Below are 14,792 nucleotides of genomic sequence, written 5' to 3'. Positions count from 1 at the left end.
CCTCTCCTTATCCCAATCGGATATAACTGCTTCGCTTCTCACTCGTCTTCCAAGAATACGGTGCAAGCCACTGCCGGGAAAGCTTCATCATGATTGGTGTACTTTGGTTAACTGTGAACATCGCGTGGGGGATGCCTGCCTCCGTTTGAACCCGGATGGATCTGCCCAGCATCTGAAAAGCCAGACCGAACTGTTGATATTCCGGCGCAATATACAGTGCATCATACAAGATCGTGTCCTCGTCCAGTCGATACGTCATCGACCACCCCTGAACTCCCTGTGTGGATTGAATACCGAAGCTGTTGCTTGGTTCCAGGGGAGCAAAGGTTTTGAACGGAGACAAAAATGAAGGGAAATCAAGCTCTCCTGTTTCAATGGATTGTCTAAGTTGCCCCTCTTCCTGATCTGCCCATAGAAATAACTCCAGCCCATTGGGGATAGCTCGTTCCCTTAACCAGGTCGCCTCAGCAATTCCGCTTCCAAGATGGATATGGAAAACGACTGATTCACATTGCGGCTGTATCCAGCCTTCCTTATGCAATAAAGCTTCGATCGTATCCGTCGAAGACTTGTCAGAGTAATAGCTCAGAGAGAGCGTAGCCATTTCTTTCTCCATACCTAAAATTCGTGCTTCCTGGAGCAACGATGTAGCGATTTTTTGCCTGCGCCATGGCTTCGATACGAAGATACACTGTAAGACTGCATGCCCGTATCCACCCCGCTGCTCAAGCACAAGCAGGCCCACGGGGACACCTTGCGATTCTGCTCCGATTAACATGAACCGTTCAGATTCCATTGGATCATTCAAGCTCTGTTCCACTTGTTTGTATAACCACTGAAACATGAACGATTTATACTTCAACCTGTCCTGGAGTGTTAGCCGTTTGATAGTGATCATAGTTATCCTTTCTGGCTGACAATAGTGAAGTGGTTAGACATTGTATGGATACATTCGCAGCCGTAATGATAGGATCAATAATTGGATTCATAGCCAAAAGCAGAATGATGGTGACCTCGGAAGGCAAACCGAGCATCTCCGCAATAACCGCGATCATACCAATAGAGACAACACCCGGGGAGCCTGCACCAGCAATCGATATCACCACAGCCCCTGCAAGCACCGCGATCCACTGCGACAACGTAAAGTCAAAATCATACAATTGGACGGTAAAGGTGATGCCAAGCGTATACACAAGCACCATACTGTAACGGCACATGATCATGCCCAGAGGTACGACCAATTGTACGATACGCGGATCTTGCTGAAGCTTCATACTCAGTGCCTCCATACAGGTCGGAACGGTGGCGATACTATTCCGTGTACCGAATGCCAGAATTAACGCATCCTTCAATGCAGACAAGATGACCCAGACAGGCTTCCGCAATGTTACAGCCATGATCACAATAGATAGCACAATCAGAATCACGCTGGAAATGTAAAACATCATAATCAACTTCATCATGGCAGGTAGAATATCCAAATTTAGTGTCGCGAACTGCCCTGCCATCATACAGAAGAGTGCAAAAGGCAATGCGTACATGGACCAGGAGATCACCTTTTGAAACGCTCCAAACAATACATCAGCAATCTTCAGCACGTCATCTCCCTGCGGTGTCCGCATCATGCCGACTGCCACCCCAACGATCACGGAAAAAAACAAGATTTGCAGCGTATTGTTTTCCGTCAGCGCTGTGAATATATTGGATGGAATCATGTTAAGCAAAAACGAAAATATCCCCTGCGGCTTCTCTTCGATGGACAGGGCACTGTTATCGGCGCTCAGATCGTATACAATAGCCCCAAGTACATGTTTGGATTCTTCTGGCAGCCCTGCACCCGGACGACCTATTCCACCAAGACCGAGACCCAACAGACCACAGAATATCAACGCTATGGTATATACCATGCACATGCGAACGATCATCTTCATCGCTCCGCTCTGGATAAACAGACTGCCGATGCTAGAGATGATGGCGGTCATCATAATGGGAATGACACACATCTTCAAAAAGGACAGATACAGATCGCCAAAACGTGATACGGCATGAGCCAACTCAGGAACGTATAATCCTGCCGCAATTCCAGATACCATACAGAGCACAATCATCCAGAATGATTTGATCCATTTCAATGAGAAAGCTGTCTTCCTTGACACGCAGGCACCTCTTGTTCGTCATTGTAGCCATGGTGACTGCTGCACTGAATTCCTGTTCAGACAGCGGACTTTTCGGCTCGTGTTAAGCAATTTGGAGTGCGATCCTACCTGGGTAGGGGATCACACTCCAATTCATTCCATGCTTTTTAATATAAGTATGAAGTATATAAGGAAGACTACTTGGCTTGTGCGTTACCGTAATTCTCTCCAACACGGATGGCTGCTCTTGCAGCATCCTCGGCAATACTACCCACGCCATTGAAGAAATCAGTTGCGCCGTCTTTGCTACCACCAGCCACAGATTCCAGCTCGGTTTCTGTCAACTCATCCGCCTCGCCGCGTGCTTCTGGCAATACAATCGTTGCGTGGTAACCTGTTCCATCCACTACATTGATTTTGAACTCACGTGGTACTTCTTGACCCGTTTCTTGCTGAATTGCTGCGTAGATGTCGCTTACAGCCAATGCGCGGAATGCTGCATCCGAACTTGCCTTAGCCATAACTGCGTTAACCGTTTCTTGAATCTGCTCTTCTGTCCAACTCATGTAATGATTCCTCCAATAGATCGATTTGGTTTCTTACCTTATTCAGCATAACAGCCCAGTTTCAAGCAACGCTCAAGGTTACTTCAAGTTTAGTTCAAATCTACGCCAGCTGACGGCTGGCCAGTTCTGCGAAGAGCCCATTCTGCTCCATCAGCTCCTGATAGGTGCCAGACTGAATGATTCTGCCTTTATCAAATACATAGATATGATCCACCTGCGTAATCGTACTGAGCCGGTGTGCAATCACAATCCTTGTCACCTGAAGCTTGCTGAGGCTTTGGCTGACAATACGCTGTGTCCGGTTGTCCAATGCACTTGTTGCCTCGTCAAAAAAGAGAATCTTCGGCCGTTTGGCAATGGCTCTGGCAATCATTAAACGCTGCCGTTGTCCACCAGACAGTGTACCTCCACCTTCGGAAATTACGGTATGCATGCCCATCGGCATGCTGCGGATGTCATCATCGAATCCAGCCATGGCTGCGGCCTCCCAAGCATCCTGAATCGTCAGATCCGACGTTCCTGTGATATTTGTGAAGATATCACCGGACATCAGTTTGCTATTTTGCAACACCACCCCGAACTGACTCCGAAGCAAGCTGATATCAAGCGAACGCAGATCCTGACCATCGAAATAAATAGAGCCGCTCTGAGGTTGTTCGAAACCAAGTAACAGTCGCATTAACGTAGACTTTCCACAGCCTGATGCCCCGACAAAGGCTACATATTGTCCTGATTTGATATCCATCGACAGGTCGTTCAACACAAGTGCCTGATCCTCTTCATACCGGAACTGGATATGGCGAATCTCGATCGCTCCACTCACCTCACCCGGATCTTCCAACTGATCATGAATTTCAGGTAACGTCTTGAGAATGGGTTTGGCTCGTTCATATAATGGAACAATGTTCACCACGGATAATAGTGCTGTAGCCATACCGAGCATGGCCATAAGGAAGCTGGTAAATGCAGCGAAAAAGGCGATAAACTGTCCTGCCGACATTTCTGAACGGGTAGATACCACCAGATAGAACAACACCATTGATGTCAGCAATGGGAAAAAGGCTTGAAATACACTGGAGAAGCTATCCAGCATCCGAACTTTATAGGACCACTTTTTCTGCTCCGCAAATGCCCTGGCCCACAAGAAGAAAGCCCGGTTCTCGGCTGCTGCCATCCGAAATTTGCTCATTCCGTTCAATAGCTGAAGTACTGTTCCGGCAATCTGTCCCTGAAGCTCCAACAATCGGCGCTGGTAACGTACCTGTAGCAGGCCAATCGCAAAGGTAAATGACATGGAGATGAGGACAAGACCACCCGCCACCAAGGCAAGAACAGGACTATACCGGAACAATAATGCAAATTGAAAAATGGAGAACACACCTGTTAGCAGCGAACTGATTACTGCACCGGATAACAGCTGCCGAATCGCATTGATGCTTCCCGCTCTGGAAGCCAAATCCCCGGCTGAATAGTTTCGGAAGAACGAAACCGGCAGATTCAGCAATCGATCCCAGATGGCAGCCTGAACCGCATTCTCCACGCGTCCTTCCATACGCAGCGCGGCAAGTGAACCTGCGAGTCGGAACAAGGCAATCGATAACACGACCGCGATGAGGATAAAGGCCATCTGTACCAACGGCCCTCGATAAGACTCCGGTATAATGGTATCCACCAGAATACCGCTGGCGAGCGGGACCATAATGCCCAGTAATCCAGCCAGTGCCCCCATCAGAATCACCATCACGAGATCCCGACGAACCGAGTGGTGAGCACCATACTGAAGCAGGTCTTTGATGCCAAGCTCGCGCGCGGGAAAAGGCCGGTAAAACATGTACGCCATCGGCTGTATGGTAGCCGCCATTTCATCATTAACGAACCCATTTTCCCCGTGCAATGGATTCTCCCAGCGATAAGAATTGGCCCCTGCCGGGATTAATGCAATTGGCTCGCCTGATGTCTCCAGGTATCCAACAAGCGGTCCATTGTCCGCTTCCCACCATTCCCCTTTAAGTGCGACCTGGCGGGAACGCACACCGGAAGCTTCCGCCATCTCCTGGACAGGTGAACGCTTCGATTGGCTTTTTAATTTTCGTGTAACAGGCTTCATCACGATACCAGCATAGTCCCCAACGATCTTGCCTACGGGGTAAAGCGGATCAGTAGAATAAAAAGAGACAACTTGCTGCTCATCCGGCCCGGTAACGGCAATCAGTTTTTTGAGCGCATGGTCCATTAAGGAATCATCATGCTCCGTACGCTGTTGCAAGCGTTCCTGTTCCTGCAAGCGTTCCTTGGCAACCACGACCGCAAGCCTGTTGGCGACTAATCGATGGAAGGCATATAACCCGTGAAGTGACGGGTCTGTGGGTAACCAGGACTGTGTTACTTTTACATCGACCACAGCCGCTTGTTGCGTTTCCAGCCAGCCCGAGGACGTTACGGGTATGTACCAAGCATCTTCTGTAGTAACGGGATGTTCTTTCCCCCAGAGTACCATGCCATCCTGTACTTTAATCCATACGGTACGCATCGGCCTCCAGGTCTGATCAGGTATCAGATTCTGATCTTCCCCAGGTTCCAACAGTGTAAATTCAAGTGGTGAATTCCGTACATTCAGTGCTGCCGACCAACTACCAACCCACTGATCTACCCTGGATGCCAGCCACTCGTTATCCCACTGGTCGTTTACTCTTCGGTTCAGGAGTAACTCCTTATCTATCCGGAATACTTTGGTACCGACAGACGCTGTTAACAACAAGCCCATTCGCTCCACCATCTGACCATTGTCAAAGCCGAACAAGAGCGCTCCCTCATCCAGACTGAACATATAACGGCGTTTATGTCTTGTTCCAGAGTTCTCTCCTTCCATGACTACAGCGAATACATCCACGTAACCGGAAGCCACGTACCATACACTGTTCTCATCCGTGATCAGAATAGGGTTATTTCCTTCCACATCATGAATCGTTCCAACCTTTGTAAAAAATGACTCCATTTTCGGCCTGATCGGCTCTGCCACGCTTTCACCCCCTTCTGCACCCCTGTTACTGACTCTGAATAAGACGGGTGTAATATCCGTTTTGCTCCATCAAAAACGTATGCGTTCCCCGTTCAATTATCTTCCCGCGTTCCAGTACAATGATCTCATCGGCATCCCGGATGGTGCTCAAACGATGAGCCACCGTAATACAGGTCAGACCTCTGCGCCGAAGACTGTCATCGACCAATTTCTCTGTTGCCGGATCAAGTGCACTCGTCGCCTCATCCAGGATCAGAATCGACGGGTTGCCTGAAAGGGCTCTGGCTATTTCCAGCCGCTGTCTCTGTCCTCCGCTGAAGTTACCGCCATTCTCCGAAATCATGTGGTCATACCCACCGCTACGTTCTGCGATATGGTCATGAATGACGGCGTCTTTGGCTGCACGAACGACATCCGTCTCTGGAATCGTTGCATCCCAGAATGTAATATTTTCCTTGATCGTGCCTTCAAGCAGCACAATCTCCTGATCCACAACGGCCAGGGAATTGCCCATCCGATGCCTGGAGATCTCATCCCGACGCAGATCATCAAATCGAATCTCACCTTCCCATGGTTCATATATTCCGGCAATCAGTTTTGCAATCGTGGATTTTCCGCTGCCCGAACCGCCTACCAGAGCCACCTTCATGCCTGGCTGAATAGACAGATTAAACTGGTCAATTAACGGTGCCTCCAGCTTGCTGTATCCGTATGTCAGATTACTGATCTGTACCTGACCGGATAACTTGGGACTGTCCTTCTGTTCGTCTGTTTCATCCAGATCCGATTGAATCTGACGATCCACCGGATATTGCAACACGTCATCCAGACGTTTCATGCTCCCTCCTGCTTCCTGAATCGTTCCTGCCAGCATGACCATCTCATTCACAGGCTGACTGAAGCTTGCCGCAAGACTTTGAAAAGCCACCAACGAACCAATGGTCAACGCCCCGTCCATGACTTGAAAACCGCCAAAAAATAACACGGCAACAGCCCCCAGACTGGTCAACAGTGTGGGAACAGACATCAGAAACTGATTGGATACGCCAAATTGCTGATTGGATTGCAACAGTTTTGCCTGATAACCTGACCATTTGACGAAAAAATCAGACTCAGAGCTATTGGACTTCAACGTCTCAATAACCTGAAGTCCATTCATGGAGACACCCTGCATCTTGCCGCTTTCCTGCAACAGGCGCAGATTCTGATCGTTGCGCTTACGTGTGATGAATTGCATGAATATAACATTAAGCAGGGATACCCCTATCGTAACTACAGCTAGCAATACACTGTACTGCAACATCAGGAGCAGATAAAACAGGATCATGACACAATTCAGTGCAGCGACTGCCAGCTGTCCAGACAACAGCTGCGCGACCCGATCATTGATGGCCACCCTTGATGCGATGTCTCCGCTATGCCGTTGGGAAAAAAATTCAATCGGCAACCGGAGTACATGCCAGAAAAAACGACTGGATGAGCTTAAAGCCAGTTTCATCTCCAGTCTGAGCAAGTAGTAGCGTTGCAGCCAAATCAGCAATGCACGCAGCAGCGCCGTTATTCCCATACCAACCAGAAGCGGGAATAACCAATTGTTCAGATGTCCAAGTAAGACCTGATCAATAAAAATTTTGCTGAACACCGGAATGACCAGACCGGGCAGAACCAGAAACAATCCTGCTATAATCGCATAGACCAGTGCCTTCTCCGAACCTTTGATTCGACTGGAGAGAGAGCTAAGCAGACTTGACGTTTTGCCTTGTGGGACATAACCCTCCGCAGGCTTCATCGTCAGTACAACACCCGTGAACGACTGATCCAATTCCTCAAAAGTAATCTCCCGCGGGCCCGTAACCGGATCATTGAGGAACACCCGATCCTTCTGAATGCCCTCCAATACTAGAAAGTGATTGAAGTTCCAGTGGATGATGACCGGCCATGGCATGTTTCTCAGATCCTCGGGATTTTTACGGTACCCTTTGGCTTCCATTCCATATTGCCTTGCTGCCTTGAGAATATTGTTCGCTTTACTGCCATCACGGGACACGCCACAGGATATCCGAAGCTCCTCCAGTGGAATGAAACTTGTGTAATAGGAAAGTACGATCGACAGTGAGGCAGCTCCGCATTCTACAGCTTCCATTTGTAATACCGTCGGCGTTTTCACTCTTCTTGGGGCCACTACTCCATCATCCTCCCTATGCCTGTTCGACTATATTGACTCCTCATTTGAAATAGGGAATGACGGTTGCAATCGGTCGCTGCGAATGAACCGTAATGGTTCCATCCATCGTCATTCCGCTATTCAGACGCACAGGCGGACCTTGTTTTGTTGTCCAGTTATATCCACTCGAAAACTCCGAGTTAGGTGAGAGATTCACGCGTACTTCCAGCGAGAGACCTTGTAAGGCCATCTGCTCTACAAGACCCTCGTTACCTAATGTAGACTGTAACTCTTGTACCGTTACGGGGAATTCAGATACCGAAACGACCTGCCCGATCATGGAGCCATATTCTTCACGATTAACGGTACTTGGCGAGACACGGACTTCCATGCCCGGAAGTAACTGCTTGCCTTGATTTACGGGCACATATATAACCCCTATTAATTCATCCGTCTGAGACCCGTAGGTCTCCATCCGGAACATCTCCGTTCCTTCACCCACATACATTCCATTCTTAACTAACACCTCGGTGACCTTTCCTGTGTAAGGACTGACCACTTGAGTCTGGTACTCATAGTTCAGTAACTGCTGCTCCTGCTGCTGTTTTAACTTGCCCAGCTCCGCAACACGTCCTGACTTGCCTTGAGATGAGGCACTTTGCAGATTGGTGATAGCAAGCTTCGTTTGCCTGATCTGGTCAAGCAATGCCGGTTGCTCGATCCGACCAATCACCTCTCCTTGCTGAACCGTATCATTCTCCACCACTGCAATATCGGAGATTGCGCCTTCTGAAGAGGTGTGTACCGTTTTTAGGCCGCCCGGCCGAATCAATACACCCTGTCCTTCTGCCCTCGTGGTCATGGTGCCAAAGATTCCCCAATACAGCGCAGCTGCCAGAATTAAACCTGCTCCGATGAGCATCAACCAGCCGCGGGGAGAGGTGACACGTACCAGATTATCCAGCTGTTCCGGAGAAGACAGCCGCTCAAGGGCTACTTTTCGAAAAACCTGTTTATTCATCCTGACCTCCCCCTTTCGCTGAATCTCGTGATGAATCTGAAACGGGCGTCTCATTCAGGGTCTGAAATTTGCCCTGCTGTAACTTCTTCATTACAATGCTCATTCCCTGAACATCACCCTGGGTATCAAAAAAGTGTTCACCCGTAACCCCCTCCCAAGATGTAAGGTCGGACAAAGCTTCTGCTATCGCTTTCGGACTTCGTGAACCTGCTTCTTCTATACCCGCAGCGAGTAATTTCAGTGAATCATATGCCTGTGCTGCCCATTTGTCCGGTGCCTTACCATAGTGTTTAATATAGGTTGATCGAAAATCTTGATTGACGGTCGATTGTCCCTGATCATCGTATACGGAAGCGACGATTGTGCCTTCTACGGACCCGCCGCCTTGTGCAAACTCAGCCGAATCAAGCGCATCTCCCCCAATGATAGGGGTATCCATACCCGCCGCACGGATTGCTTTGACAAACGTAATGCCTTCGTCAGCCCTAGTCGCTACCATGATCAGATCCGTGTCCAGTGTTTCCCATTTATTCGCAATCCGCATCATGTCGGCTCCGTCCTTATAACCGGATACGCGGTCAACCACATTCTGTCCGGATAGGGTAGCCTGACGTTCAAATGCATTCGCGAGCCCTCTACCATACTCGTCATCGGTATAGTAGATTGCGATATTCTCATGTTTCGTGCCCGCAGCATACAGGGCAAGAGATTGCCCGATCTGATTATCATTCGGTATATTTCTAAAAATATAAGGACTGCTCACATCGGTCAGTTTGGGCGAGGTCGATGCCGGAGACAACAGTACAATGCCCGCATTGGCATATATACGTGAAGCCGGTACGGTTACGGAAGAACCCCGATGTCCAATGACCGCGCTGACGGAGGGATTATCGGCAAATTGCTGCGCAATGGCCATGCCCTTTGTCGTGGAAGCGCCATCGTCCATCTCCAGCAATTTAATTTTTTCCCCTCCCAGAACACCCTCTTTGTTAATCTGCTCCAGCGCCAACTGAAGTCCTTCACGGAATTGTTCATTCTGCTTTTCAAAAGGCCATACAGCTCCCACGATGACTTCATTTGATGAGCTTCCAAGCGTCTTTTCTCTGATCTGGTCTGGCGCAGTGTCAGATGAACACCCACTGATTACCAGTGCACCAAGCAGTACCACACTCCACAACACCCATTTCAGGCGATTCCCCCCACTTCCATTCACTAGACCTATCTCCCTCCAGAGCTCAAACCTGGAACGCCCAAGTTTTAATATCATTAATTATAGAAGGAGCCTAATCATCAAGACCATAAATTGAAATTCAAGTTAACCTCAATTTCATATCAAATTTTATGTATCCAATCGACTTATCCCGGTCCACATGCGATACTTGAAACAGAATACATCGAGGACTTTCGACGAACGATTGGAAGGATACGGACTTTGACCAAAGCGATATACATAAGGAGAATGAAAGCCCTATGTCTTTGAAAAACACGATTTTGATCGTCGATGATGATCATGAAATCAATGAATTGTTAACGATGTCTTTGAAACGGGAAGGTTTTCAGACTATATCTGCATACACTGGCGTGGAGGCACTTCGAGCTGCACAGGAGCATTCACCTGATCTTGTACTCCTGGATGTGCTGTTGCCTGGGATGGATGGTTTTCAGATCTGTAGCGAGATTCGTAAAACGAGTAATGTGCCTATTTTGTTCGTAAGTTGTAAGGATGAAGCCACAGACAAAGTCATCGGACTTGGGCTGGGAGGGGACGACTTTATCTCCAAACCATTTAGTCCAATTGAGCTGATTGCACGAGTCAAGGCTCATATTCGGAGAAACAACATGCCACAGAAACAAGAGGAACAGGTGGATGAAACGCTGGTATTTGATCAACTACTCATCGACCCAGCTACCCATCGTGTACTCGTCGGTGACAAACCCATTGCTTTGTCGGCCAAGGAATTCAAATTATTGTTTCATCTTGCGAAGAACCCTAACCGCGTATACAAAAATGAACAGCTTTTCTCGCTGCTCTGGGATGATGTGCATATGGGCGATACGCATACAGTTATGGTACATATCTATAATCTGCGGAAGAAGCTGGAACAAAATCCGGCCAAGCCACACTATATCCGTACAATTCGGGGTGTCGGGTACAAATTCAATGACAAGCCTGTTGAATTCGCAGAGTAAACGTATTACAGCACACAGGTATGTACGTTCATTCAAACTAAAAAAGCCGCCAGAATGGCGGCATGATGATGGTAACTATATTCTCTTTTTCATTGAATGATTAACTAACGATATCTGCTTCCCGGAATTCTTCCACGAAACTATCCAGCCAATCCGAACCATAGTCCAGCGCACCCATATCACTCTCAATAAAAGCAACATCTAGTCCCATCACCCAGAATCGGCGAGCAACAATAAAGAGATCAACCGCCTGCTCATCTTCGGCAGAGAAACTTCTGACTGAACGATATCCTGCCATGAGCGCATCCCATAATGCTGCTTTTCGTTCATCAGACTGTCTTTTTCGAACTTTCACTTGAGCTAAATCATAGGCACGCCAGCCTTTGGCTGCCCACTCGAAGTCATAATGGATGAACTGATGTTCCTGTTGAAACACATTGTTATTTCCATGCATATCGCCATGGCACAGACCAAAGTCCAGCTCTTGTCTGGAAGTGGCAACGATGCGTTCTTTTAACGTTGTGGCAAACGTATGGAGAAATGCTGCTGCTTCATTGTTCTCACCGATATAGTGGATAATTCGCTCAAGGGGTTCGTCAATAAGTAACTTCAGATCCAGCTCATATCGTGGCAGCTCCATGTTCACCTGATCCATAGCCTCATGCAATTCAGCCGCAGATTGACCAAAGGCGTAACAAGACTCCTCATCCTCCAGGTTGTTCTCCGTACCCTCAATATACCGAAACATTACAGCAACCCGCTTGCCTTCCGCAGCCTCCAACACCGTATATCCCGTATGATCTTTCTTCTCGATGTATTCTCCAATGTCGGTATGTTCCGCAGAACCTAGAACGTTCTTCAGTTGAGACAATAATGAAAGCTCATACTGAACATCTGCCTCCGTGATTTCAGTGCGGTAGATACGGAGAATGTACATGCCACTGGACGTGCGAACCCGGTAAGTATCATTCAGTCCTCTAAGCCAAAACAAACATTCTTCCCATGTTCCAATGTCATAGTGATTCCTCAATGCAGACTCCAGGTACCTGGGGTTAAGCACTGAACGTAAAGCAGTCGGTTGAATGGACATATGGTTGCTCCTTCGGTTTAATATGATTATTTCTCATCTGATGAACGATGTAATCCTTTCACCTATCAACCTATAACATAGTATATTTTTCGTTTATTTTCCAGAATATATATTTTGATAAGCAAATACTCTCTAGACTCTTATAGCTCCATCTCTCTCATCAGCAGGTTAGATAGGGCTATTTACATTGACTTGCTTTCCAGGTTTCAGCAGGTTATTACACTCTGGGTCGGTGCCAGCGCTCGACAATGCAGCACATTCACGAAAGGCAAAGTGTTTGCACCCCCTACATTTCTGAACATCCAGATGCACTAATGCATAATTGATGGCTTCACCCGTGTGCTCAAACATATGATCCGAACCAATTCGTTCAATCAAACCTGTTCTCTTCAACATCTCCAACGGTTGCGCCTGAATGCCTGAAAGTAAAATCCTGCCCCCGGATCTCTCCATATGTTTGACAACACGGGCCAGATTGGATTCACCTGTTGTATCCATAAAAGGCACCTTACCCATGCGTAACAGCAGAGTGCCTGGTCGCCGATGAATCGAATCCATGACCGACTTCTCGAACATATCCGCTGCGCCGAAAAACAGTGGCCCTTCAATTGTGTATAGGCTTATTTGCGGGCAGTCATGTCCTTCCCGAACCATGTGGGCCATGACTTTCTCATGTTTATGATCGGGATCGGGTAGTACTTTGGCAACCTTCAACATCTCACTCATCCGTTTAACAAATAAAAGGACCGCCAGAATCAACCCAACCTCTACAGCCGTTGTTAAACTTGTAAATACAGTCAGCAAAAAGGTAATCAGCAGAACGAGTGAATCACTCGTTTTGGTTTTCATGACATGTATGAAGGATCTCCGTTCACTCATATTCCAGGCAACCAGCATGAGAACAGGAGCCATACTGGCAAGAGGAATGTGGGATGCATATGGCGCAAAGAGAACAAGTACCAGCGAAACCACTACACCGTGAATCACGCCAGACCATGGCGATACTGCGCCGGATTTGATATTTGTTGCTGTACGTGCAATCGCTCCTGTTGCAGGAATACCACCAAACAACGGCGTCACCATGTTAGCAATCCCCTGCCCAATCAACTCTCGATTGCTGTTATGGCGACTTCCGGTCATGCCATCGGCAACAACTGCGGATAGCAGCGATTCAATTCCACCCAGCATGGCGATGACAAAAGCGGGTTGCAGCAAGTTCACGATACGCTCCCAAGTGATCTCAGGCACATGAAACTGAGGCAAAGAGTTAGGTATCGCGCCAAAGGACGAACCAATTGTAGCCACCTGCCCTTCAAAAAAGAACGCCGCGACTACCGTCGAAAGAACCAGCCCCACCAGTGATGAAGGCACCTTCGGTGCAAACTTGGGCACAAGCAGAAGAACAGCCAGACAGATTCCAGCTGTAAGCACACTGTATATATTAATCGTCGAGATATGCATCCCGATTTCTTTCATATTGGACCAGAAATCCTCGTGTTTCTCGATGCCTCGAAGTCCCAGAAAGTTCGTTATTTGTCCGCTAAAAATAATGACGGCGATCCCTGCCGTAAAACCGATAGTCACCGGCCTTGGAATAAACTTAATTAATGCCCCGAGCTTGAATACGCCCATTAGTACAAGCATCAAACCGGCCATCATTCCGGCGATCAGCAGATTCTCATATCCATACTGCATCACAATGGCAAAGAGGATCGGAATGAATGCCCCCGTTGGCCCGCCAATCTGGAACTTGGACCCACCCAGCAAGGAAATGAGAATCCCTGCGATTACTGTGGTATACAATCCATACTCTGGTTTGACCCCGGAAGCGATGGCAAAGGCCATACCGAGTGGAATCGCAATGATACCTACAATCAGTCCTGATAACAGATCCTTGCGAAAAGCGGCAGCGTTGTACCCTGCATATCTCCCCATCCATTTCATGTACCAAAACCTTCTTTTCTTCATATATTTGAATATTTGAATATATTTAAAAGACTACTCCCCTGCATACGTCCTGTCAATCGGATTACGCACAATCTCAGCAGGAACTTAACACAAAAAAACAAGAACCTCCGGTGATTACACCCAGTTGCTCTTGTTTATTGTGTCAGGACTCTTTACGAATATCTTCCAGCATGGAAATGGCATCAACCAGATGATTGTCAAAAATCTGTTTGGTGACTGCCAGCAGATCCTTAATCAGCGGATCACGCAGCGAATAGGTGACGGTTGTCCCTTCTTTTATTCCGTGGACAACGTTTTTGCTGCGCAATACAGCCAGTTGTTGTGAAACGGCAGAGCCTTCCGATCCCAGAATGCTTTGCAGTTCATTCACGTTTTTGGCTCCTTCACTCAGCAGCTCCAGAATCTGAATCCGCATCGGGTGTGCCAACGCTTTGAAAAAATCCGCTTTAAACTGTTGTATGCTCTGATTCATACGCTATGCCCCTTCAATCGAACTTTTGAAGATGCAAATATCATAACATAGAACGGGTACCATGCTTTACTCTAACCGTAAACGGTTTGATGGAAAAATTAAGATTGACCTTGAAGTACACTTCAACCTTTATACTTCACTTATAGTCTCCACAGACCGTATATCTG

11 protein-coding genes are annotated in these 14,792 nt (G+C 47.8%); 1 reads left to right on the top strand and 10 read right to left on the bottom strand.

Features of this window, described 5'->3' with window-relative positions; all coding sequences use genetic code 11:
• Positions 1–7: 7 nt before the first annotated feature.
• The 7 genes from CXK86_RS24745 to CXK86_RS24715 all read right to left on the bottom strand — a co-directional run bounded on the left by CXK86_RS24745 (position 8) and on the right by CXK86_RS24715 (position 10,118).
• Entirely contained in the window at positions 8–844 is an 837-nt protein-coding gene (locus tag CXK86_RS24745; RefSeq protein ID WP_076253770.1) for a GNAT family N-acetyltransferase, read from the bottom strand.
• 7 nt (positions 845–851) lie between these two features.
• On the bottom strand, positions 852–2,156 hold the full coding sequence (locus CXK86_RS24740) for a dicarboxylate/amino acid:cation symporter (protein ID WP_101314779.1): 1,305 nt from the start codon (positions 2,154–2,156) through the stop codon (positions 852–854).
• Between the two features lie 176 nt (positions 2,157–2,332).
• Positions 2,333–2,701, bottom strand: a complete 369-nt coding sequence (locus CXK86_RS24735) for a hypothetical protein (RefSeq protein WP_017690595.1) — start codon at positions 2,699–2,701, stop codon at positions 2,333–2,335.
• Positions 2,702–2,801: 100 nt separating this feature from the next.
• Positions 2,802–5,720 carry an NHLP bacteriocin export ABC transporter permease/ATPase subunit gene (locus CXK86_RS24730; protein WP_083684987.1) on the bottom strand — a complete coding sequence of 973 codons (2,919 nt, stop codon included), beginning with the start codon at positions 5,718–5,720 and terminating at the stop codon, positions 2,802–2,804.
• A 25-nt stretch (positions 5,721–5,745) separates the two neighbouring features.
• On the bottom strand, positions 5,746–7,902 hold the full coding sequence (locus tag CXK86_RS24725; RefSeq protein WP_076253772.1) for an NHLP family bacteriocin export ABC transporter peptidase/permease/ATPase subunit: 2,157 nt from the start codon (positions 7,900–7,902) through the stop codon (positions 5,746–5,748).
• Between the two features lie 43 nt (positions 7,903–7,945).
• Positions 7,946–8,905, bottom strand: a complete 960-nt coding sequence (locus CXK86_RS24720; protein ID WP_076253773.1) for an NHLP bacteriocin system secretion protein — start codon at positions 8,903–8,905, stop codon at positions 7,946–7,948.
• Positions 8,898–10,118: an ABC transporter substrate-binding protein gene (locus tag CXK86_RS24715; protein ID WP_076253774.1), complete on the bottom strand. Its 1,221-nt coding sequence runs from the start codon at positions 10,116–10,118 to the stop codon at positions 8,898–8,900. The genes CXK86_RS24720 and CXK86_RS24715 overlap by 8 nt, the downstream gene beginning before the upstream one ends.
• 257 nt (positions 10,119–10,375) lie before the next feature.
• Between CXK86_RS24715 and CXK86_RS24710 the strand changes: the two genes are divergently transcribed.
• Positions 10,376–11,095, top strand: coding sequence for a response regulator transcription factor (locus CXK86_RS24710; RefSeq protein WP_076253775.1), 720 nt, complete (start codon positions 10,376–10,378; stop codon positions 11,093–11,095).
• A gap of 100 nt (positions 11,096–11,195) precedes the next feature.
• Here the strand turns inward: CXK86_RS24710 and CXK86_RS24705 are convergent, their stop codons facing one another.
• The 3 genes from CXK86_RS24705 to CXK86_RS24695 all read right to left on the bottom strand — a co-directional run bounded on the left by CXK86_RS24705 (position 11,196) and on the right by CXK86_RS24695 (position 14,625).
• Positions 11,196–12,185: a phosphotransferase gene (locus tag CXK86_RS24705; protein ID WP_076253776.1), complete on the bottom strand. Its 990-nt coding sequence runs from the start codon at positions 12,183–12,185 to the stop codon at positions 11,196–11,198.
• A gap of 168 nt (positions 12,186–12,353) precedes the next feature.
• Positions 12,354–14,129: a SulP family inorganic anion transporter gene (locus CXK86_RS24700; RefSeq protein ID WP_076253777.1), complete on the bottom strand. Its 1,776-nt coding sequence runs from the start codon at positions 14,127–14,129 to the stop codon at positions 12,354–12,356.
• A 166-nt stretch (positions 14,130–14,295) separates the two neighbouring features.
• Positions 14,296–14,625 carry an ArsR/SmtB family transcription factor gene (locus tag CXK86_RS24695; protein WP_017690603.1) on the bottom strand — a complete coding sequence of 110 codons (330 nt, stop codon included), beginning with the start codon at positions 14,623–14,625 and terminating at the stop codon, positions 14,296–14,298.
• Positions 14,626–14,792: the final 167 nt, after the last annotated feature.

This window comes from Paenibacillus sp. BGI2013, from assembly GCF_002843485.1.
Classification (GTDB): domain Bacteria; phylum Bacillota; class Bacilli; order Paenibacillales; family Paenibacillaceae; genus Paenibacillus; species Paenibacillus amylolyticus.
Note: the sequence above shows the minus strand (reverse complement) of the source record. Positions and strands in the feature narration are given on the sequence as shown.

Coding starts and splice junctions, on each gene's coding strand:
- CXK86_RS24720 (WP_076253773.1), bottom strand. CDS start 8,905: ATGAATAAACAGGTTTTTCGAAAAGTAGCCCTTGAGCGGCTGTCTTCT.
- CXK86_RS24700 (WP_076253777.1), bottom strand. CDS start 14,129: ATGAAATGGATGGGGAGATATGCAGGGTACAACGCTGCCGCTTTTCGC.
- CXK86_RS24710 (WP_076253775.1), top strand. CDS start 10,376: ATGTCTTTGAAAAACACGATTTTGATCGTCGATGATGATCATGAAATC.
- CXK86_RS24745 (WP_076253770.1), bottom strand. CDS start 844: ATGTTTCAGTGGTTATACAAACAAGTGGAACAGAGCTTGAATGATCCA.
- CXK86_RS24695 (WP_017690603.1), bottom strand. CDS start 14,625: ATGAATCAGAGCATACAACAGTTTAAAGCGGATTTTTTCAAAGCGTTG.
- CXK86_RS24735 (WP_017690595.1), bottom strand. CDS start 2,701: ATGAGTTGGACAGAAGAGCAGATTCAAGAAACGGTTAACGCAGTTATG.
- CXK86_RS24705 (WP_076253776.1), bottom strand. CDS start 12,185: ATGTCCATTCAACCGACTGCTTTACGTTCAGTGCTTAACCCCAGGTAC.